Origin of the sequence: Pseudomonas sp. YuFO8, assembly GCF_035065025.1 — a bacterium.
GTDB classification, from domain to species: Bacteria; Pseudomonadota; Gammaproteobacteria; order Pseudomonadales; family Pseudomonadaceae; genus Aquipseudomonas; species Aquipseudomonas putida_AE.
The window spans coordinates 107614-127504 of sequence record NZ_JAXDEQ010000018.1; the positions used below are offsets into that span (position 1 = coordinate 107614).

21 protein-coding genes are annotated in these 19891 nt (G+C 61.6%); 16 read left to right on the forward strand and 5 right to left on the reverse strand.

The annotated features are described in order from the left end of the window. Positions 1 to 60: 60 nt before the first annotated feature. The 3 genes from SOP95_RS17740 to SOP95_RS17750 all read right to left on the reverse strand — a co-directional run bounded on the left by SOP95_RS17740 (position 61) and on the right by SOP95_RS17750 (position 3017). A complete protein-coding gene (locus tag SOP95_RS17740; protein ID WP_274074446.1) occupies positions 61 to 702 on the reverse strand; it encodes an oxidoreductase in 642 nt (213 codons plus the stop codon). 27 nt (positions 703 to 729) lie between these two features. Then, entirely contained in the window at positions 730 to 2448 is a 1719-nt protein-coding gene (locus tag SOP95_RS17745; RefSeq protein WP_274074447.1) for a C13 family peptidase, read from the reverse strand. A gap of 113 nt (positions 2449 to 2561) precedes the next feature. Next, the gene (locus tag SOP95_RS17750; RefSeq protein WP_274074448.1) at positions 2562 to 3017 is read right to left on the reverse strand and encodes a MaoC family dehydratase; all 456 of its coding nucleotides are present in this window, start codon (positions 3015 to 3017) and stop codon (positions 2562 to 2564) included. A 194-nt stretch (positions 3018 to 3211) separates the two neighbouring features. On the opposite strand from SOP95_RS17750, the gene SOP95_RS17755 reads away from it, so the two are divergent. Genes SOP95_RS17755 through SOP95_RS17765 form a run of 3 tightly spaced genes read left to right on the forward strand, consistent with a single transcriptional unit; the run spans position 3212 to position 4889 of the window. Continuing rightward, complete coding sequence (locus SOP95_RS17755) at positions 3212 to 3574, forward strand: CidA/LrgA family protein (protein WP_274074449.1); 363 nt, start codon at positions 3212 to 3214, stop codon at positions 3572 to 3574. After that, entirely contained in the window at positions 3571 to 4287 is a 717-nt protein-coding gene (locus SOP95_RS17760; protein WP_008065952.1) for an LrgB family protein, read from the forward strand. Before SOP95_RS17755 ends, SOP95_RS17760 begins: the two co-directional genes overlap by 4 nt. A gap of 11 nt (positions 4288 to 4298) precedes the next feature. Further along, positions 4299 to 4889, forward strand: coding sequence for an LON peptidase substrate-binding domain-containing protein (locus SOP95_RS17765; protein ID WP_274074450.1), 591 nt, complete (start codon positions 4299 to 4301; stop codon positions 4887 to 4889). A 9-nt stretch (positions 4890 to 4898) separates the two neighbouring features. Here SOP95_RS17765 and SOP95_RS17770 read toward each other — a convergent pair whose 3' ends face one another. Beyond that, the gene (locus SOP95_RS17770) at positions 4899 to 6215 is read right to left on the reverse strand and encodes a bifunctional DedA family/phosphatase PAP2 family protein (protein WP_274074451.1); all 1317 of its coding nucleotides are present in this window, start codon (positions 6213 to 6215) and stop codon (positions 4899 to 4901) included. A 175-nt stretch (positions 6216 to 6390) separates the two neighbouring features. After that, positions 6391 to 7089, reverse strand: a complete 699-nt coding sequence (locus SOP95_RS17775) for a DNA-3-methyladenine glycosylase (protein WP_323607793.1) — start codon at positions 7087 to 7089, stop codon at positions 6391 to 6393. Positions 7090 to 7278: 189 nt separating this feature from the next. On the opposite strand from SOP95_RS17775, the gene SOP95_RS17780 reads away from it, so the two are divergent. The 13 genes from SOP95_RS17780 (at position 7279) to SOP95_RS17840 (ending at position 19867) form a co-directional block, all read left to right on the forward strand. Beyond that, positions 7279 to 8550 (forward strand): glutamate-5-semialdehyde dehydrogenase, encoded by a 1272-nt coding sequence (locus SOP95_RS17780; RefSeq protein WP_323607794.1) that lies wholly within the window; start codon positions 7279 to 7281, stop codon positions 8548 to 8550. Between the two features lies 1 nt (position 8551). Then, a complete protein-coding gene (nadD, locus tag SOP95_RS17785; protein WP_274074454.1) occupies positions 8552 to 9241 on the forward strand; it encodes a nicotinate-nucleotide adenylyltransferase in 690 nt (229 codons plus the stop codon). A gap of 73 nt (positions 9242 to 9314) precedes the next feature. Beyond that, complete coding sequence (gene rsfS / locus SOP95_RS17790) at positions 9315 to 9809, forward strand: ribosome silencing factor (RefSeq protein ID WP_008065972.1); 495 nt, start codon at positions 9315 to 9317, stop codon at positions 9807 to 9809. Between the two features lie 9 nt (positions 9810 to 9818). Then, positions 9819 to 10286, forward strand: coding sequence for a 23S rRNA (pseudouridine(1915)-N(3))-methyltransferase RlmH (gene rlmH / locus SOP95_RS17795; RefSeq protein WP_007937439.1), 468 nt, complete (start codon positions 9819 to 9821; stop codon positions 10284 to 10286). A gap of 10 nt (positions 10287 to 10296) precedes the next feature. Beyond that, positions 10297 to 12192, forward strand: coding sequence for a penicillin-binding protein 2 (mrdA, locus tag SOP95_RS17800; RefSeq protein WP_274074455.1), 1896 nt, complete (start codon positions 10297 to 10299; stop codon positions 12190 to 12192). Positions 12193 to 12223: 31 nt separating this feature from the next. Beyond that, positions 12224 to 13327, forward strand: a complete 1104-nt coding sequence (gene rodA / locus SOP95_RS17805) for a rod shape-determining protein RodA (RefSeq protein ID WP_274074601.1) — start codon at positions 12224 to 12226, stop codon at positions 13325 to 13327. Positions 13328 to 13344: 17 nt separating this feature from the next. Continuing rightward, positions 13345 to 14355 carry a lytic murein transglycosylase B gene (gene mltB / locus SOP95_RS17810; protein WP_274074456.1) on the forward strand — a complete coding sequence of 337 codons (1011 nt, stop codon included), beginning with the start codon at positions 13345 to 13347 and terminating at the stop codon, positions 14353 to 14355. After that, positions 14355 to 15362 (forward strand): septal ring lytic transglycosylase RlpA family protein, encoded by a 1008-nt coding sequence (locus tag SOP95_RS17815; protein ID WP_274074457.1) that lies wholly within the window; start codon positions 14355 to 14357, stop codon positions 15360 to 15362. The genes mltB and SOP95_RS17815 overlap by 1 nt, the downstream gene beginning before the upstream one ends. Positions 15363 to 15558: 196 nt before the next feature. After that, positions 15559 to 16716: a D-alanyl-D-alanine carboxypeptidase family protein gene (locus SOP95_RS17820; protein ID WP_274074458.1), complete on the forward strand. Its 1158-nt coding sequence runs from the start codon at positions 15559 to 15561 to the stop codon at positions 16714 to 16716. Between the two features lie 85 nt (positions 16717 to 16801). Next, positions 16802 to 17077 (forward strand): DUF493 domain-containing protein, encoded by a 276-nt coding sequence (locus SOP95_RS17825; RefSeq protein ID WP_003215438.1) that lies wholly within the window; start codon positions 16802 to 16804, stop codon positions 17075 to 17077. Beyond that, a complete protein-coding gene (gene lipB / locus SOP95_RS17830) occupies positions 17077 to 17724 on the forward strand; it encodes a lipoyl(octanoyl) transferase LipB (protein ID WP_274074459.1) in 648 nt (215 codons plus the stop codon). Before SOP95_RS17825 ends, lipB begins: the two co-directional genes overlap by 1 nt. A gap of 1 nt (position 17725) precedes the next feature. After that, a complete protein-coding gene (gene lipA / locus SOP95_RS17835; RefSeq protein WP_406591207.1) occupies positions 17726 to 18748 on the forward strand; it encodes a lipoyl synthase in 1023 nt (340 codons plus the stop codon). Between the two features lie 171 nt (positions 18749 to 18919). Then, on the forward strand, positions 18920 to 19867 hold the full coding sequence (locus SOP95_RS17840) for a S66 peptidase family protein (RefSeq protein WP_323607795.1): 948 nt from the start codon (positions 18920 to 18922) through the stop codon (positions 19865 to 19867). Positions 19868 to 19891 lie beyond the last annotated feature (24 nt).

Genomic DNA, 19891 nt, shown 5'->3' on the forward strand with positions numbered 1-19891 from the left:
GCTCCTACATCGGGAAGGTGTACACCCTGTAGGAGCTGCCGAAGGCTGCGATCTTTTGATCTATTTGCCCAGCTTCCTCAACTCATCCGACTCGACAATCCGCACCCCATCCTGCTCCTCCAGGGCGAGGCGCCACATCGCGCGGGCCAGCTGACAGGCTTCTATGCCTCGGTACTTGCCGGGAATCAGTTTCGACAAGGGCCCGGCGAACTGCTCGCCCAGGCGTGGCTGGGTGCGTTCGCCCAACAGCAACGAAGGACGGCAGATGGTCAACTGCGGCCAGTCCTGCGCGCGCAAGGCATACTCCATTTCGCCTTTGACCCGGTTGTAGAAAATCGAGGACCTGCGATCGGCGCCCAGGGCGCTGATCACGATCAGGTGCCGTGCACCCATCTCCCGGGCACGCTTGGCGAACGCCACCACCATGTCCAGGTCCACCGCGCGAAACGCCTGCTCCGAGCCGGCCTGTTTGATGGTGGTGCCCAGGCAGCAGTAGGCGATGTCGACGCGGCCGTTCAATTGCGGCAGGAACTCAGTGGGGTCGCCTACCGGGTTCTCCAGGTGCGGATGTTCGGCCAGTGGTCGGCGCGAGGGGGCCAATACTCGCGATATCGTTGGCTCGTTGAGCAAGCGATCGAGTAAGTGTTCACCGGTCAAACCAGTGGCTCCGGCAAGCAACACGTGCTGAGGCGTCAAGTACATAATGTTTCTCCCTTGATACAGTTCAGCTTAGTTGTTCTTTGCATCCTTGCTGTCAATGGAGACACTTTGCAGCGCTTTTCGTGCCTGCTGCTTACGTAACAGTTGCCAATGCGAGAGCACGGTTTTCGGTGCCCAGATCTGCGGTTCGGAGGCTTCGAAATTGTCCGCCAGCTCGCGCTCGGCGACAGTGGCCTTGGCCAGTTTGAAGGCTTGCTCCAGGTCATCGGTCTGGTTCAGCGCCTGGGCGAACAGGGCGTCGCCGAAGTAGGTGAAGTTAGCTTCTTCGGAACAGCCGAAGGACACGCGGTCAGCTCGCGAGGCGGTCATGATCAGGGTGCGTTCGTCCTTCAGGGCGGGGATGAAACCGCCGGAGTAGCAGGACGAAATCACGATGATCTTGTCGCGGTTTTTCAGCGGGGCAAGGACGGCGGCAAGCTCGTCGGCGGGCAGGTCCGCCAGTTCCATGCGCGGCTGGTCGAGCACCAGTTCGTGCTCGCTGGTGCCATGGCTGGTCAGGTAGATGAACACCAGGTCTTCCGGGCCGCTGCGTTCGGCCAGCGTCTGGGCGGCGCGCCGCAGGTTCTCCCGGGTTGCCATCGGGCGGTCGCCGAGGTGGTCGCGATGGTTCACCAGGCGGATCTGGCCATAGGCGCCGAAGCGGCTGGTGAGCATGTTCGCGACGTAGTCGGATTCGCGCAGGAACACGCTCTGCTTGCCGTCGCCGCCAAGGGTCAGGGTATAAAGCTCCACGGCCGGGGTCGAGGCTGGAACGTTGCTCAGCGCCTCTTCGAGCAAGCGCCCCTGGGCCAGCAAGCCAAGCTCGAGGGTGTCAGGCAGCAATTTGCCCTCGGCGTCGCGCACGCGCTGGCCGTTGATCCAGGTGCCACTGAGCACGGAACCGTCGGTGAGGACCAGGGTGCCGCGCCCGGAGTAAGTGTCGTTGTCGAACTGGCCGGTGTAGAAGCTGCCGTCGGCCAGGTTCAAGCGGCCCTGGCCGGTGAAGCGCCAGTCGCTGAAGTGGCCGATGTAATGGCTGCCGTCGGCACCGATCAATTCGCCCTTGCCGTTGAGCGAACCTTCCTTGAACTGACCCAGCCAGACGTCGCCGTCGGCGTTTTCATAACGACCCTTGCCGTGCAATTGGTTGTTCTTGAACCCGCCGACATAGATATCGCCTTCGGCACTGTTGAAGGTTCCGTTGCCTTCCAGCTGACCATCGACGAAGTGCCCGGTGAATTGATTGCCGCTGCCGTCGCTGCGTTGGCCATCGCCATTGGGCTTGCCGTGGGCGAACTGGCCCTGATAGGCGCTGCCATCTTCGAGCTCCAGGCGGCCGAGCCCCGAATATTGGTCGGCCTTGAACCCGCCCCGGTAAAGCATGCCGTGTTCTTTGAGGGTGCCTTCGCCGTCGCGTCGGCCCAGCTTGAAGCCACCGTCGTAACTGCCACCGTTGGTGGTCAGGGACCCTTGGCCATCGAACAGGCCTTGCTTGAACTGCCCGCGATAGACCTCGCCATTGCTGCCATGCCATTCACCCTGGCCATGCCACTGGCCCTGATCGAACTCGCCGGCGTACCAGCTGCCGTTCGGGTAGTCGATGCGGCCCTGGCCCTGCAGCAACCCGTTGACCAGCTCCCCGCGATAGCGTCCACCGTCCGGCAGGCGGGCGTCCGCGGGCAATAGCGATTCGCCGTCGCCGCAAGCGGTGAGCATCAGGGTCAAGGCGAGGAGTGCAAGTGGGCGCATAGCGGGTTCCGGGCAATTAGGCGACCGAGTATGCCGCAGCTATGTGTCCTTATACAGCCGGTAGAAAAACAGCCGGTGCGAAACAGCCTGTGCTGCTTCGCATCCCGGAGGGCTTACACGAAGCAGAGCGACAGGGATTCGGCGACGTACGCCGGTTTGTCCATGCCGTCGATTTCCAGTGTGGCGATGGCCTTGAGCAGCCATTGACCGGGTTTTTTCTCGGTGACCTCGGACAGTTCGACCTTGAGGCGCACCTTCGAATCGACCTTGACCGGCTGAATGAAACGCACGCTGTCCAGACCGTAGTTGACCACCATCTTCAAGCCTTCTGGCATGACGAGGATGTCTTCCATCAGTTTCGGAATCAGCGACAGCGACAGAAAGCCGTGGGCAATGGTGCCGCCAAAGGGCGTTTGCGCGGCCTTGACCGGGTCGACGTGGATGAACTGATAGTCCCCGGTGGCTTCGGCGAACAGGTTGATGCGCTCCTGATCGATGGTGAGCCATTCGGAACGTCCGAGTTCCTTGCCGATATAATCTTTGAGCTCTGCAACGGGTACATAGGGCATTGAGACTCTCCTGGGTTCATCGATTTTATAGTTTTTAGGTGGGGGGATTTGACCTCCCGGATTTACCACTTTAGATCACCATGGCAAAAGGCCGCGGTCAACAGACCATGCTTATGGCGAATGCCGGTCCATAGCGCAAGCGTGCTTATAATGCGCGGGCCGATGCGGGTGACGGATTTTGCGGGAGATCTTTGATGTTGTTACGTGGCCTGACCTGGCTGGTGCTGTTCCAATTGCTCGGCACCGCGATCAACCATTTGTTCTTGCCCTTCCTGCCGGGGCCGATCATCGGCCTGCTGCTGTTGCTGATATTTCTGATCGGTCGTGGCCAGGTCGGTGAGCCGTTGAACCTTGCAGCCAGCAGCCTGCTGCGCTACCTGCCATTGCTGCTGGTGCCGCCGGCCGTAGGGGTGATGGTGTACGCCGCGGACATCGCCGCCGATTTCTGGGCCATTGTCGGCGCGCTGGTGTTGTCATTGTTGCTGTCGATGGCGTTCGCTGGTGTCCTCATGCAACGCATGGTCAAGCGCCATGTTCAACCTGAGGACGGCCAATGATCCTTGACTGGCACGGCGCCTGGACGTCGGTGATTCATCATCCCTTGTTCGGCATCGGCATCACGCTCGGCGCCTATCAACTGGTGCTGGCGGCGTTCGAGAAAACCCGCTGGATCTTTTTGCAGCCTGTGCTGGTCTCCATGTTGCTGGTGATCGGTGTGCTGGTCGGCTGCGGTCTGACCTACGCCGAGTACCGCAAGAGCACCGAGATCCTGAGCATTCTGCTGGGTCCCGCGACGGTCGCGCTGGCCGTGCCGCTTTACCTCAATCTGCGGCGGATCCGACAGTTGTTCTGGCCGATATTTACTACGCTGGTGATAGGCGGTGTGGTCGCCACGTGCATGGGCGTGCTGTTGGGCTGGTGGTTTGGGGCCGAACACATGATCCTGATGACCATGGCGCCGAAATCGGTGACGTCGCCCATCGCCATGCTGGTGGCCGAGCAGATTGGTGGCGTCGCCGCGCTGGCGGCGGTGTTCGTGCTGATCACCGGGGTAATCGGGGCGATCTTCGGCCCGAGCCTGTTGACCCGGCTCGGTGTCCACAGTCCCGAGGCTCGCGGCATGGCCCTGGGCATGACCGCCCATGCGGTCGGCACCGCGGTGGCGATGCAGGAAAGTGACGAATGTGGCGCCTTCGCGGCGCTGGCGATGAGTTTGATGGGCGTGGCCACGGCGGTATTCCTGCCGTTGGCGGTGTCGATGGTGGTGTAAGGAATATGTCTATGAGTCTGCCGCTTTTTCCGCTGAACACGGTGCTGTTTCCGGGTTGCATCCTCGACCTGCAGATTTTCGAGGCGCGTTACCTGGACATGATCGGTCGCTGCATGAAACAGGGCGGCGGCTTCGGCGTGGTGTGCATCCTTGAAGGGAGCGAAGTCGGTATCGCGCCGCAGGGCTTTGCCATGGTCGGTTGTGAAGCGCGCATCACCGATTTTCAGCAGCAGGACAACGGCCTGCTGGGGATACGGGTTGAGGGCGGGCGACGGTTCAACGTGTTGACCACCGAAGTCCAGCGCGACCAGCTGATCCTCGCCGAGGTCGAATGGCTGGAAGACGAGCCTGAGCAGCCGCTGCAGGACGAAGACGCCGATCTGGTGGCCTTGCTCAAGGCCCTGGCCGAACACCCGATGGTCGAAGCGCTGAACATGGGCACCGAGGCCACCGGACAACAGTCGCTGGCCAACCAGCTGGCTTACCTGTTGCCGTTTGCCGAAGTGGACAAGATCGACCTGCTGCAACTTGATGATCCGCAGCAACGGCTGGATGCGATTCAGGCGTTGCTGGATGAGTTGCAGGGGGAGTTGTTTGCCTGACCCTTTTGGCTAATACGCGTAACGCAACATCGTGTGCGGCAAATGCCTCAATACGAAAAATCCGAACAACGCCACCAGCGCAGGCAGCACCAGCCACCAGACTCTGGGCGGCATGGCGTTGAGCGAAGTCCGGCGCTGACACAGCCACAAACTCGCCGCACAAACACACGACGCCAGCATCGCGCCCGCCAGCACATCCGTCGGCCAGTGTGCACCGAGGTAAACGCGGGAGAGGGCGATCGCCAGCGCCGGCAAGCACGCCACCAGCAACCAGGTCAGGCGCATCCGTGGTGGTTGCCCGCGGCCGGCCAGGACGGCGAGGGTCAGGAACAGTGCAAACGCCCCGGATGCGTGGCCGCTGGGCATGCTGTAGCTGGTCAGCGGGTCGCTCAATACCTCCGGGCGCACGCGGCCGAAAAAGTGTTTGGTCAGGGTGTTGCCCAGCGCGGTGCAGAGCAGGGTGGTGGTGGCGAAGATCAGCTGGCGCCATTGCCGGGTAATCAGCAGCAGCACCACCAGCAAGGCGCTGAAAATCAGCATGTTGCGAAATTCGCCAATCAGGGTGAAGACCACGGCCACTTCATCGAGCGTCGGGCTGCGGTGCTCCTGCACCAGGGTCATGACCCCCTGATCGAGGGCGTCCAGGTGCGGATAACCGATAAACAGACCCGCCAGAATCAGCAGGCTCATGCCGGCAATGAACACCGTGGCCTTGCGATGGCGGCGCAGGCTGCTGGTTGCGCTCAGCCCGACCATGATTGCAATGCTGCCGGCCACGATGCCGGCCTCAAGCCAGAAGCCTTCGGGCAGCGGCAATCGAATCGCCGCGCCTGTGGCCCAGCCCGGTAGCAGGTATGCCACCGACCAGCCGGCGCCAGCCAGCAGGCTGACCGCGAAGAAGCGCGGGAAGGGCATGTCGAACATCCCGGCGACCATCGGCAGCATCGGGCGCAGGGGGCCGATGAAGCGTCCGACCAGCAGGCTGGCGATACCGTAGCGCTGGAAATACGCTTCTGCCCCGGCGATCCATTCCGGGTGATGACGCAAGCCCGGCAGGCGCCGGATGTTCTGATGGAAGTGTCGGCCGAGGAAATACGAAACCACGTCGCCGAGCACGCCGGCGAGAAAACCCAGGAGCAAGGTCTCACTCAATGACAGTGCGCCGCTGCCGGCCAGTACCGCAACGGCGAACAGCAATACGGTGCCAGGCACGATCAGGCCGGCAATCGCCAGGCATTCCACAAAGGCCACGATGAATACCGCTGCCGCCAGCCATTGCGGGTTGACCGTCAACCAGCCGGTCACGCTATCGAGCCATGGGCCCATAAAAACAACTCCATCGAATTCAAATGGCCCTTGGCGGGCGAATATCATCTTAAAACGCTACGGGTCCCCTGTAGGAGCGAGCTTGCTCGCGAAAGCGGTGGATCAGCCAGCGTTGATGTCGACTGACCCGGTGCATTCGCGAGCAAGCTCGCTCCTACAATGAATCATTCCAGTGTCAGGTCAGTATTAGATAATCGCGACCTTCGACCTGGCCCCGTCGCAGCGGGTTCCGCGTGCAATAGGCGGCATAGGCCGCGTCGACGAAGCGGTACATCAGGTGCTCGTCGCGTCCATGGGGAATGCCCAGGCGGGTGGCCTGGATGATGTGGGCTGGGGTCTGTCCGACATCCTCCACCAGTAAAATTTCATGATCGAAGCGCTTGGCGTCCCATACCGGCACCTTCAAGCCCAGCGACTTGCAGAGCAGTGTCTGCCCCGCGCAGAGCTTTTGCGAGGGGCGAGGGCGGCCTTGGGCGTCGGGGTTGTTCAACAACATCTGCGCAAGGCTCGCCGACCCGCTCAACTCGTCGACCCAGGGGTAGGCGGATTTGATCAGCACGGCATTGCCCGGCCCTTGGGCGCTGAAGTTGAGTGAATCGCCGCCGCGAGCGTAGTACATATAGATATGCCCGCCATCCAGAAACAAAGCCTTACGCTTTTCTGTGTAGCCGAGGGAGGCGTGGCTGCCTTTTTCTGCGCAGTAATAGGCTTCTGTCTCGATGATCCGCGCGCTGAGCCACTGATCGCCGACCCGATGGCGGATGACTTTTCCGAGTAGATCGCGGGCGAGAACTTGCGCGTCGCGGTCGAAAAACGCGTCCGGAAGGCCCTTGGGCAGGCCCTCGGCAGAGGCGCGAACAGTCAGGTTAGTCATGATGAACGGCGTTTATCAGGGCTGAGTGAGTCGTGATGATAACAATTTGCAGCTTAATCCCGGCTGAACGTCGGCAAATTGCCCTCGATTTCGACCATCCGCCCGTCACCGCTGTTAGTCGGCGGACGCGACAGCTATAATCTGCCGCTTTACTCTTTACCAAGACCTTAGCAAAGACCACTCCAGACCATGACTGAGTCCGTTCTTGACTACATGACCCGCCTGGGTCGCGCTGCCCGCGAGGCTTCCCGCGTGATCGGCCGTGCCAGCACCGCGCAGAAAAACCGCGCGCTGCAGGCGGCTGCCAATGCGCTGGATGCAGCCCGCGGCGAATTGACCGCGGCCAATGAGCTGGACCTGGCGGCTGGTCGCGCCAATGGTCTGGAGCCGGCCCTGCTCGAGCGTCTGGCGCTGACCCCGGCGCGTATCGACGGCATGATCGTTGGCCTGCGCCAGGTCGCGGCGTTGCCCGACCCGGTCGGTGCGATCCGCGACATGAGCTATCGCCCGTCAGGTATCCAGGTGGGCAAGATGCGCGTCCCGCTTGGCGTGATCGGGATCATCTACGAGTCACGGCCGAATGTGACCATCGATGCGGCCAGCCTGTGCCTGAAGTCTGGCAACGCGACCATCCTGCGCGGCGGCTCCGAAGCCATTCATTCCAATCGTGCCATCGCCGCCTGCATCCAGCGCGGCCTGGCCGAGGCCGATCTGCCGGCCGCCGTGGTGCAAGTGGTGGAAACCACTGATCGCGCTGCCGTTGGTGCGCTGATCAGCATGCCTGAATACGTCGACGTCATTGTGCCCCGTGGTGGCCGTGGCCTGATCAAGCGCGTCAGTCGGGATGCCCGGGTGCCGGTGATCAAGCACCTGGACGGTATCTGCCACGTTTTCGTGAGCGAGCATGCCGACCTGGCGAAAGCCCAGCGCATCGCGTTCAACGCCAAGACTTACCGATACGGCATCTGCGGGGCGATGGAGACGCTGCTGGTCGATCAAATCGTTGCCAAAGATTTCCTGCCGGCGATGGCGGCCCAGTTCCGCGAAAAAGGCGTCGAACTGCGCGGCTGCGAGCGTACCCGGGCAATCATCGATGCCGTGCCGGCCACGCAAGAGGACTGGAGCACCGAGTACCTGGCACCCATCCTGTCGATCCGCGTGGTCGACGGGCTTGACCAGGCGATCGAGCACATCAACCATTTTGGCTCCCATCACACCGATTCGATTGTCAGCGAACACCAGGGCGACACCCGGCGTTTCGTGGCTGAAGTCGATTCTTCGTCGGTGATGATCAACACCCCGACCTGCTTCGCCGATGGCTTCGAATACGGATTGGGTGCCGAGATCGGCATTTCTACTGATAAGCTGCACGCCCGCGGCCCGGTCGGTCTCGAAGGTCTGACCTGCGAGAAGTACATCGTGGTCGGTGATGGCCAGTTGCGCGGACAGGAGCCGGCCTGACTTGGGCGACCTCGACCCGTCAGTCCCGGTCACCGCCAGCGCGCCTGCACCTCGACGCATCGGCGTACTGGGCGGGACCTTCGATCCGGTGCACATCGGCCATTTGCGGGGTGCGCTGGAAGTCGCCGAATCGCTGGCGCTCGATGAACTGCGCCTGACACCCAGTGCCAGGCCGCCCCATCGGGGTACGCCGCAGGTGTCGGCGAAAGACCGTCTGGCGATGGTCGAATGCGCGGTGGCCGGTGTGGCACCGTTGGTGGTGGACGACCGCGAATTGCAGCGGGACAAACCGTCCTACACCATTGATACCCTGGAGTTGATGCGTGCCGAAATGCCCGCCGAGACCCAGGTTTTTCTGCTTTTGGGCTGGGACGCATTTTGCGGCCTGCCCACTTGGCACCGCTGGGAAGAGTTGCTCCAGCATTGCCATATCCTGGTGTTGCAACGCCCGGATGCCGACAGCGAACCGCCGGATGCCTTGCGCAACCTGCTGGCAGCGCGCTCGGTGAGCGACCCGCTGGCCCTCAAGGGGCCGAGCGGACAGATTGCATTCGTCTGGCAGACACCGCTCGCGGTTTCCGCCACCCAGATCCGTCAACTGCTGGCCAGCGGTAAGTCGGTACGTTTCCTGGTGCCCGACGCGGTCCTGGCCTACATCGATGCGCACGGGCTTTACCGTGCGTCGAACTGAATAGGAGTGCTTCAAGGCACGTGGCAACAACGTGTACCGAAGCGCCCGAACATACGAGCAAAACGAGTTTTATATGACGAGCAACAACGAAAGCAAAGTTAAACGCAAAGGCACGTTCAAGAGCGCTCCGCTGCCTGAGAAGGTACTGGCTGCCGAACCGCCAAAAGGCGACGAGCTGGTCAAGATCGCCGTAGCCGCCCTGGAAGACGTCAAGGCCCAGGACGTGCTGGTGATCGATGTTCGCGACAAGCAGAGCATCACTGACTACATGATCATCGCCACTGGTACCTCCAACCGCCAGATCGGCGCGATGCTGGACAAGGTTCGCGAAGCCGTCAAAGCCTTGGGCATCAAGCCGCTGGGTGAAGAAGGCAAGGGCGACAGCGACTGGGTGCTGTTGGACATGGACGACGTGATCGTTCACATGATGACCTCCAATGCCCGCCAGTTCTACGACCTGGAGCGCCTGTGGAAAGGCGCCGAGCAGAGCCGTGCCGCTGATGGCAAACACCACAGCCCTGAAGTCGGTCATGAGCATTTCACCAAGCTCAACAAAGACCAGGAATAAGGAACGGCTGTGCGACTGCGACTGATCGCCGTCGGTTCCCGCATGCCCAAGTGGGTGGAAGAAGGCTGGCATGAATATGCCAAGCGTCTTCCGTCCGAATTGGCGCTGGAACTGGTGGAAATACCGCTCAATACCCGTGGCAAGAACGCCGACGTGGCGCGCTTCATCCGTCAGGAAGGCGAAGCCATGCTGGCCAAGGTCGGGCCAAACGAGCGCGTTGTCACCCTCGAAGTCCACGGCAAGCCCTGGAGCACCGAGCAGCTGGCGGTCGAGCTCGATCGCTGGCGGCTGGACTCGCGCACGGTCAACTTCATGGTTGGCGGCCCCGAAGGGCTGGCACCGGAAGTCTGCGCCCGTGCCGATCAGCGCTGGTCGCTATCACCGCTGACGCTGCCGCACCCGCTGGTGCGCATCCTCATCGGCGAGCAGCTGTATCGTGCCTGGACAGTGCTGTCCGGTCACCCTTACCACAAGTAGTTGCGCCCTCATGTCCCAACCGATCCGCATCAAGGACCACGAAAAAGACGCCCGTCTGGTGCGTGGCCGCGTCGTGTTCGGTGCCATTGCAGTGGTGCTGCTCATTGGGGTGCTGATCGCGCGCCTGTATTTCCTGCAGGTCATCCAGTACGAATACCACTCGACCCTGTCGGAAAACAACCGCGTCCATGTGCAGCCGATTCCGCCGACCCGCGGCTTGATTTTCGACCGCAACGGCGTGGTGATTGCCGACAACCGGCCCAGCTTCAGCCTGAGCATGACCCGCGAGCGCTCTGGCGATTGGCAGCAAGTGCTCGATGTGATCGTCGAAGTGCTGGAGCTGACGCCCGAGGACCGGGTGATTTTCGAGAAGCGCATGCGCCAGGGGCGACGGCCGTTCGAGCCGGTGCCGATCCTGTTTGAACTGACCGAAGAGCAGATCGCCCGCATTGCCGTTAATCAATTCCGCCTGCCCGGGGTGGAAGTGGTCGCGCAACTGGTCCGTCACTATCCGCAGGGTGCGCACTTTGCCCACTCGGTGGGTTACATGGGGCGGATCAACGAGAAAGAGTTGAAGTCGCTCGATCCGGTCAATTACAGCGGCACCCATCACATCGGCAAAACCGGCATCGAACGTTTCTACGAGCCGGAACTGCACGGCCAGGTGGGTTACGAGGAAGTCGAGACCAACGCCCGCGGACGCGTATTGCGGGTGCTCAAGCGTACCGAACCGATTTCCGGCAAGGACATCGTCCTGAGCATGGATATCAAGTTGCAGGAAGCCGCTGAAGCCGCGCTTGGCGGGCGTCGTGGCGCGGTGGTGGCGCTGGACCCGAAAACCGGCGAGGTGCTGGCGATGGTCAGCCAGCCGAGCTTCGACCCGAACCTGTTCGTCACCGGCATCAGTTTCAAGGCCTATTCCGAGCTGCGCGACTCCATCGACCGGCCGCTGTTCAATCGTGTCCTGCGTGGCCTTTATCCGCCGGGTTCGACCATCAAGCCGGCGGTAGCGATCGCCGGGCTGGATGCGGGCGTGGTGACCGCGTCATCCCGGGTGTTCGACCCGGGTTACTACATGCTGCCCAACTACGATCACAAATACCGCAACTGGAACCGTACCGGCGACGGCTTTGTCGACCTGGATACGGCGATCATGCGGTCCAACGATACCTACTTCTATGACCTGGCCCACAAGCTGGGGATCGATCGGTTGTCGGCGTACATGACCAAGTTCGGCATCGGCCAGAAGGTCTCCCTGGACATGTTCGAAGAATCGCCGGGGCTGATGCCGACCCGCGAATGGAAGCGAGCGACCCGCCGACAGGCGTGGTTCCCGGGTGAAACGCTGATCCTGGGGATCGGTCAGGGCTACATGCAGTCGACGCCATTGCAGCTGGCCCAGGCCACGGCACTGGTGGCCAACAAAGGCGTGTGGAACCGACCACACCTGGCCAAGACCATCGAAGGCGAGAAGCCGGTGGACGAGAACCCGATGCCGGACATCATCCTGCGCGATCCGTCGGACTGGACGCGGGTCAACCATGGCATGCAGCAGGTCATGCACGGCGCCCGGGGCACCGCGCGCAAGGCCTCGATCGGTGCGCAGTACCGGATTGCCGGCAAGAGTGGTACCGCCCAGGTGGTGGCGATCAAGCAAGGCGAGAAGTACGACCGTTCCAAGGTCCAGGAGCGTCATCGCGACCACGCCCTGTTCGTTGGCTTCGCCCCGGCCGACGATCCGAAGATCGTGGTCTCGGTGATGGTCGAGAACGGTGAATCCGGCTCCGGCGTGGCCGCGCCGGTGGTGCGTCAAGTCATGGACGCCTGGCTGCTGGGCCAGGACGGTCGCCTGAAGCCCGAATACGCCGCCCCAATCAGTGCAGAGGCAACCGCCCGTGATGAATAATTTTGATCGCATGCTCTCCAGCGAGGATGTGATGCGTCGTCGTGCAACGCTGCTGCAGCGCCTGCACATCGACGGCCCGCTACTGATCCTGCTGCTGACCCTGGCTGCCGGCAGCCTGTTCGTGCTGTATTCGGCCAGTGGCAAGAGCTGGGATTTGCTGGCCAAGCAGGCGACGTCGTTCGGCATCGGCCTGGTGTCGATGATCGTTATCGCTCAGTTCGAACCGCGTTTCATGGCGCGCTGGGTGCCGGTCGGTTATGTGATCGGCGTGCTTTTGCTGGTCGTGGTTGACGTCATGGGCCACAACGCCATGGGCGCCACGCGCTGGATCAATATTCCCGGCGTCATACGCTTCCAGCCTTCGGAATTCATGAAGATCCTGATGCCGGCGACCATTGCCTGGTACCTGTCCAAGCGCACCTTGCCGCCGCAGCTCAAGCATGTCGGCATCAGCCTGATGCTGATCGGCATCCCGTTCATTCTCATCGTGCGCCAACCGGATCTCGGCACCTCGCTGCTGATCCTGGCCGGCGGCGCCTTCGTGCTGTTCATGGGGGGGCTGCGCTGGCGCTGGATTGTCAGTGTGCTGGCGGCCGCCGTGCCCGTGGCGATCGCCATGTGGTTCTTCATCATGCACGACTACCAGAAACAGCGGATCCTGACCTTCCTCGACCCTGAAAGCGATCCGTTGGGTACCGGCTGGAACATCATTCAGTCCAAGGCCGCGATCGGTTCCGGCGGCGTGTTCGGCAAGGGCTGGTTGCTGGGCACCCAGTCACATCTGGATTTCCTCCCGGAAAGCCACACCGACTTCATCATCGCGGTACTGGGGGAGGAGTTCGGCCTGGTGGGCATTTGCGCGCTGCTGCTGATCTACCTGCTGTTGATCGGTCGCGGGCTGGTGATTACCGCCCAGGCGCAGACCTTGTTCGGCAAATTGCTGGCGGGTGCCTTGACCATGACATTTTTTGTGTATGTTTTCGTCAATATCGGTATGGTCAGCGGCCTGTTGCCGGTGGTGGGGGTGCCGTTGCCGTTCATTAGCTACGGAGGAACTTCGCTGGTGACGCTGCTGTCAGCGTTTGGGGTTTTGATGTCGATCCATACCCATCGCAAGTGGATCGCGCAGGTTTGAATAAGGTGAAGAGTTCAATGCAAGCAATGCGTGGCTGGGCGACTCGGTACGCGCCATGGGTCGGCCTGGTAAGCATCCTTGGCACTGCGCAACAAGCGTTGGCCGGCGATTACGACGGCTCGCCACAAGTGGCCGAGTTCGTCGGTGAGATGACCCGCGACTATGGTTTCGCCGGTGAGCAACTGATGGGCGTGTTCCGCGAGGCGCAGCGCAAGCAGTCGATCCTGGATGCCATTTCGAAACCGGCCGAACGGGTCAAGCAGTGGAACGAATACCGGCCGATGTTCATTACCGATGCGCGGATTGCCCGTGGCGTCGACTTCTGGCGTCAGCATGAGGCCGTGCTGGCCCGTGCCGAGCAGGAATACGGCGTACCGGCTCAGGTGATCGTCTCGATTATCGGTGTTGAGACCTTTTTTGGCCGCAATACCGGCAATTTCCGGGTAATTGATGCCTTGTCGACCCTCGGTTTCGACTATCCTCCCCGTGCCGAATTTTTCCGCAAGGAATTGCGTGAGTTCCTGCTGCTGGCCCGGGAAGAGCAGGTCGACCCACTGACCCTCAAGGGCTCCTACGCCGGCGCCATGGGCTTGCCGCAGTTCATGCCGAGCAGCTTTCGCGCCTATGCGGTGGACTTCGACGGAGACGGCCACATCAATATCTGGAACAACCCGGACGATGCCATTGGCAGCGTCGCCAGCTATTTCAAGCGCCACGGCTGGGTTGCCGGCGAGCCGGTGGTCAGCCGCGCCGACGTGCGCGGCGAACAGGTGGACGATGGTTTGACCGCCGGTATCGAGCCGACTAAAACCGTTGGAGAGTTGCGGGCCCTGGGCTGGTCAAGTCATGATGCGCTGCGCGATGATATGCCGGTTACCGCATTCCGCCTGGAAGGCGACAATGGCCCTGAATACTGGATGGGCCTGAAGAATTTCTACGCGATCACGCGATATAACCGCAGCGTGATGTACGCCATGGCCGTACATCAACTGTCTGAACAGCTGGTCCAAGCACGGGGCGTCAAGTAATGCGGGCATTGCCTATGAATAAACCCCTGAAGCTGATGGCATTTGCCGCGTTGGCAGTGCTGGTTGCCAGTTGTTCTACCAGCCGCGCGCCGGCGCAGAAGACTACCACCGCCGTGCGCTCGACGCCGGGGCTGGACATCAACCGTGCCCACAAGGATGGCGCGCCATGGTGGGACGTCGACGTTTCCCGCATCCCGGACGCCACGCCAACCCTGCACACCGGCCCATACAAGGCCAACCCGTACACGGTGCTGGGCAAGACTTACTTCCCGTTGCAAGAGTCCAAGACCTACGTGCAGTCGGGTACGGCGTCCTGGTACGGCACCAAATTCCACGGTCAGAACACCGCCAACGGCGAAGTCTATGACCTGTACGGCATGAGTGCCGCGCACAAGACATTGCCACTGCCAAGTTACGTCCGGGTGACCAACCTGGACAACAACAAGAGCGTGATCCTGCGTGTCAACGATCGCGGGCCGTTCTATTCGGACCGGATCATCGACTTGTCCTATGCGGCTGCGAAGAAGCTCGGTTACGCCGAAACCGGCACCGCGCGGGTCAAGGTCGAAGGCATCGACCCGCAGCAATGGTGGGCCGCCAAAGGCCGTCCGGCGCCATTGATGCTCAATGAGCCGAAAGTCGCGCAGAATAGCGCCCCGGTGATCACGGCCTCGGCCGGCACCGTCGAGCAATGGACGCCACCGCCGCAGCAACACGCCGCCGCCGTTGTCCCGGTACAAGTGGATGCAAAAAAAAACGCTTCTGCATCAGCGTCTGGCCAGTATCTGCAGGTGGGCGCGTTCGCCAACCCGGACGCTGCCGAACTGCTGAGGTCCAAGCTCAGCGGGATGGTGAGCGCTCCGGTGTTCATCAGCTCGATCGTGCGCAATCAACAGACACTGCATCGGGTGCGCCTGGGGCCGATCGGTTCGCCGGGTGAAATCCAGCAAGTGCAGAACAGTGTGCGCCTGGCTAATCTCGGTTCGCCGAGCGTAGTGACCGAGTAAGCCACTGAGTAATACGTAGAACTTGATTGACGGTTCATCTGCGGTTTTGGGGGGTGGACCAGGTTGTTGGCTCGTTGAAGAACAAAAGCCCGGCAAGGGTTACTGAGTGAGCAGCTGAACACGCGACGGCCCGTTAGAAGGCTGTCTGAATAGTTTTGCCCTCGGGCAAGTTTCCATTAGCGATTTCGAGAGACGGATGAACATCACCACCTTTGCCAAACGCCTGTGCCTTCTAGTCCCGCTGCTCCTCTCGCCTGCCGCATTCGCGGTCGAGATGATGCCGTCGCCACCGCAACTGGCCGCCAAGGCCTACGTGCTCATGGACGCCAGCAGCGGCAACGTGCTGGTCGAAAACAATGGTGACCAGCGTCTGCCGCCAGCCAGCCTGACCAAGCTGATGACCGCGTACATCGCGACCCTCGAAATCCGTCGCGGCCAGATCGGTGAAAACGATCCGGTGACCGTCAGCGAAAACGCCTGGCGTACCGGCGGCTCGCGGATGTTCATCAAGGTCGGCTCGCAGGTGACCGTCAGCGACCTGCTGCACGGCATCATCATCCAGTCGGGTAACGACGCCAGCGTTGCGCTGTCCGAGCACATCGCCGGCAGCGAAGACGCGTTCGCCGACATGATGAACAAGACCGTGGCTGACCTGGGCATGACCAACAGCCACTTCATGAACCCGACCGGCCTGCCGAACCCCGAGCACTACTCGTCGGCGCACGACATGGCCGTGCTGGCTCGCGCGATCATCCACGAAGACCCGGCTCACTATGCGATCTACTCGCAGAAAGAGTTCTTCTGGAACGGCATCAAGCAACCGAACCGCAACCTGCTGCTGTGGCGTGACAAGACCGTTGACGGTCTGAAAACCGGTCACACCGACGAAGCCGGCTACTGCATGGTGTCTTCGGCCGTACGTGATGGCATGCGCCTGATCGCCGTGGTGTTCGGCACCAACAGCGAAGTGGCCCGCGCCGCCGAAACCCAGAAGCTGCTGACCTACGGTTTCCGCTTCTTCGAAACCCAGACCTTCTATCAGAAGGGCACCGAACTGGCCCAGGCTCCGGTCTGGAAAGGCGCCACCAACCAGATCAAGGCAGGCCTGGCACAAGACCTGACCATGACCCTGCCAAAAGGCCAGCTGAAAAAGCTCGCCGCCAGCATGACCATGAACCCGCAGCTGGTTGCGCCAATCGCCAAGGGCGACGTGATCGGCAAAGTCGAAGTCAAACTGGAAGACAAGGTGGTGCACAGCGCCGACCTGATCGCTCTGGATGGCGTCGAAGAGGGTGGTATCTTCCGTCGCATGTGGGATAGCATCCGTCTATTCTTCTACGGCTTGTTCAACTGATAGTGTGCACCAGCATGGCCCCCGCGCTGATCCGGCGTGGGGCTATGCCCGTCGCCACGGCTTACGCTTACGAGGCCGTTACGCCATGACCGATACCGAAGTAAAGGCGCCCAAGATCGAATTCCCCAACGTTGATTACCCGGTTAAGGTGATCAGCGATACTGGTGTGGGCAACAAGGACAAGATCATCGAGATCGTCAAGAAACACGCGACGATCAACCATGACCGCGTGGATGAGCGCCAGAGCACCAACGGCAAATACACCACCATCCAGTTGCACATCGTCGCGACCGACCAGGACCAGCTGTACAACATCAACAGCGAACTGCGAGCCACCGGTTTCGTGCACATGGTGCTGTGATGTCCGCCGCGGTGGGTTTTCGCGAGCTTGGCCAGATGGCTTACGAGCCGGTCTGGCATGCCATGCAGCGCTTCACCAACGAACGCGGCAGCGATGCCGCCGACGAGATCTGGCTGGTCGAACACCCGCCGGTCTTCACCCAGGGCCAGGCCGGCAAGGCCGAGCACTTGCTGCTGCCGGGCGATATCCCGGTGGTGCAGGTTGATCGCGGTGGCCAGGTGACGTATCACGGGCCCGGGCAACTGGTGGCCTACCTGTTGCTGGACGTACGCAAGCTGGGTTTCGGCGTACGCGACCTGGTAAGTCGCATGGAGGCATGCCTGATCGAACTGCTCGCCAGTTACGGCGTGACCGCCGCGGCCAAGCCGGATGCGCCGGGCGTGTACGTCGATGGCGCGAAAATCGCTTCCCTGGGTCTGCGGATCCGCCACGGTTGTTCCTTTCATGGCCTGGCCCTGAACGTGGACATGAACCTGGAACCGTTTCGACGGATTAATCCCTGCGGCTACGCCGGGCTGGCGATGACCCAGCTGAGCGATCACGCAGGATCGATTGAATTTGCCGAGGTAAGTGCCCGGCTGCGCGCGCAGCTCGTCAAACACCTCGACTATGCTGAGCAGACGACCCTCACGGGCGGAATCGACTGATATGACTACTGATGCAGTGCAAACCATGATCCCGACGCTCGATGTCACCGAGCGCCCGGCCCCGCGTGCCAAGGTTGAAGCCGGCGTCAAGCTGCGCGGCGCCGAGAAGGTTGCACGCATCCCGGTAAAGATCATTCCGACCACCGAACTGCCGAAGAAGCCTGACTGGATTCGCGTACGCATCCCGGTCTCTCCGGAAGTCGACCGCATCAAGGCCTTGCTGCGCAAACACAAGCTGCACAGCGTGTGCGAAGAAGCGTCCTGCCCGAACCTGGGCGAGTGCTTCTCCGGTGGCACCGCGACCTTCATGATCATGGGTGACATCTGCACCCGTCGTTGCCCGTTCTGCGACGTCGGCCACGGCCGTCCGAAGCCACTGGACGTCAACGAGCCGCAAAGCCTGGCCATCGCCATCGCCGACCTGAAACTCAAGTACGTGGTGATCACCTCGGTCGACCGCGACGACCTGCGTGACGGCGGCGCCCAGCACTTTGCCGACTGCATCCGCGAAATCCGCAAGCTGTCGCCGAACGTACAGCTCGAAACCCTGGTTCCGGATTACCGTGGCCGCATGGACATCGCCCTGCAAATCACCGCCGCCGAGCCGCCGGATGTGTTCAACCACAACCTGGAAACCGTGCCACGCCTGTACAAGGCTGCGCGTCCGGGTTCGGACTACCAGTGGTCGCTGACCCTGCTGCAACGCTTCAAGCAGATGATGCCGCACATTCCGACCAAGTCCGGCCTGATGCTGGGCCTGGGCGAAACCGACGAAGAAGTCATCGAAGTCATGAAGCGCATGCGCGAGCACGACATCGACATGCTGACCCTCGGCCAGTACTTGCAACCGTCGCGCAGTCACTTGCCGGTGCAGCGTTTCGTGCACCCGGACACCTTTGCCTGGTTCGCAGAGGAAGGTTACAAAATGGGCTTCAAGAACGTTGCTTCCGGCCCGCTGGTACGCTCTTCGTACCACGCCGACGAGCAGGCGAAGCTGGTCAAGGCCGAGTTGATGTCGTCCTGATTCGGCCATGAACAAACAGCCCGCAACGTTCAATCGGCCTTGCGGGCTTTTTTTGCCTTTCTCACAGGCACATCAGTCTTTTCCTGCGACTGCGAGACGCTTGATCCGCTTCTGTTTGTCTGCGTTCCTGACTAATGTGTGCTTGATGCTTTCACGCAGGGAGATCCATGGATGAACGCAAGACCTGACCCGACGCTCATTCCTCACACGCCTGTACCGGCCTTGCCGATGCAAGGGCTGATCGCTGTTATCGCGCCTGCAGGTCCGGCGGCGCTGGACACCAAGAAGGCCATCGCCTGGATGCGTGCTCGCGGTTATGCGCTGCGGATTTTTCCCGGGGTGTTCGAGAAGGACGGCTACCTGGCCGGCAGCGACGAGGTGCGACTCAATGACCTGCATGCCGCGTTCATGGATCCCGAGGTCGATGCGATCATTTGCCTGCGCGGCGGATACGGTACCCCGCGGTTGCTCGATCGCATCGATTTCCAGCTGCTGCGCCAAAACGCCAAGCCATTCATCGGCTATAGCGACATCACCGCGCTGCATCTGGCGATCAGCCGCTACGCGGGTTTCGTGACCTTCCACGGCCCGTTGCTCAACGCCGATCTGCTGGGCGAGCGCCTGCCGCCGACCGAATCCTCGTTCTTCAACATGCTCAGAGGGCAGTGCAGGGCCGGTATGGTGCTTGCCCATCCGGTTGGCCGCCCCTTGACGACAATCGTGCCGGGCGTCGCTTATGGGCGCCTTCTAGGCGGTAACCTGTCGATGATTGCCGCGACCATGGGCTCGCCTTTCGAGATCGATGCCGCCGGTGTGATCCTGTTTATCGAAGACATCAATGAGCCGCTGTATCGCATCGACCGACTGCTGACCCATCTGCGGCTGGCGGGTGTGTTGCACAAGCTGCGTGGGGTCCTGGTGGGCGATATAGCGGGGGTAGAGGCACAGGCCCTGGATCGATTGCTGAAGCAGACCCTGGAACCGTTGTGCATCCCGGTGCTGTCCGGGTGGCGCAGCGGGCACTGCAATCCGAACCTGACGCTGCCGATGGGGGCGCTGGTGAAACTGGATGCGGGTAACCAGCAACTGGCGCTGGAACAAAACGTCGTAAGACGCTAAACCTCGCCCCCCCCCCCCCCCCCC

Excerpts from the sequence above, each read along its gene's own strand:
- mltB (WP_274074456.1), top strand. The coding sequence starts at position 13,345 with ATGCAAGCAATGCGTGGCTGGGCGACTCGGTACGCGCCATGGGTCGGC.
- rodA (WP_274074601.1), top strand. The coding sequence starts at position 12,224 with ATGCGTCGTCGTGCAACGCTGCTGCAGCGCCTGCACATCGACGGCCCG.
- SOP95_RS17770 (WP_274074451.1), bottom strand. The coding sequence starts at position 6,215 with ATGGGCCCATGGCTCGATAGCGTGACCGGCTGGTTGACGGTCAACCCG.
- SOP95_RS17755 (WP_274074449.1), top strand. The coding sequence starts at position 3,212 with ATGTTGTTACGTGGCCTGACCTGGCTGGTGCTGTTCCAATTGCTCGGC.
- SOP95_RS17840 (WP_323607795.1), top strand. The coding sequence starts at position 18,920 with ATGAACGCAAGACCTGACCCGACGCTCATTCCTCACACGCCTGTACCG.
- SOP95_RS17745 (WP_274074447.1), bottom strand. The coding sequence starts at position 2,448 with ATGCGCCCACTTGCACTCCTCGCCTTGACCCTGATGCTCACCGCTTGC.
- lipB (WP_274074459.1), top strand. The coding sequence starts at position 17,077 with ATGTCCGCCGCGGTGGGTTTTCGCGAGCTTGGCCAGATGGCTTACGAG.
- SOP95_RS17780 (WP_323607794.1), top strand. The coding sequence starts at position 7,279 with ATGACTGAGTCCGTTCTTGACTACATGACCCGCCTGGGTCGCGCTGCC.
- lipA (WP_406591207.1), top strand. The coding sequence starts at position 17,726 with ATGACTACTGATGCAGTGCAAACCATGATCCCGACGCTCGATGTCACC.
- SOP95_RS17775 (WP_323607793.1), bottom strand. The coding sequence starts at position 7,089 with ATGACTAACCTGACTGTTCGCGCCTCTGCCGAGGGCCTGCCCAAGGGC.
- mrdA (WP_274074455.1), top strand. The coding sequence starts at position 10,297 with ATGTCCCAACCGATCCGCATCAAGGACCACGAAAAAGACGCCCGTCTG.
- SOP95_RS17765 (WP_274074450.1), top strand. The coding sequence starts at position 4,299 with ATGAGTCTGCCGCTTTTTCCGCTGAACACGGTGCTGTTTCCGGGTTGC.
- SOP95_RS17820 (WP_274074458.1), top strand. The coding sequence starts at position 15,559 with ATGAACATCACCACCTTTGCCAAACGCCTGTGCCTTCTAGTCCCGCTG.
- SOP95_RS17740 (WP_274074446.1), bottom strand. The coding sequence starts at position 702 with ATGTACTTGACGCCTCAGCACGTGTTGCTTGCCGGAGCCACTGGTTTG.
- SOP95_RS17760 (WP_008065952.1), top strand. The coding sequence starts at position 3,571 with ATGATCCTTGACTGGCACGGCGCCTGGACGTCGGTGATTCATCATCCC.
- SOP95_RS17750 (WP_274074448.1), bottom strand. The coding sequence starts at position 3,017 with ATGCCCTATGTACCCGTTGCAGAGCTCAAAGATTATATCGGCAAGGAA.
- SOP95_RS17815 (WP_274074457.1), top strand. The coding sequence starts at position 14,355 with ATGCGGGCATTGCCTATGAATAAACCCCTGAAGCTGATGGCATTTGCC.
- rsfS (WP_008065972.1), top strand. The coding sequence starts at position 9,315 with ATGACGAGCAACAACGAAAGCAAAGTTAAACGCAAAGGCACGTTCAAG.
- SOP95_RS17825 (WP_003215438.1), top strand. The coding sequence starts at position 16,802 with ATGACCGATACCGAAGTAAAGGCGCCCAAGATCGAATTCCCCAACGTT.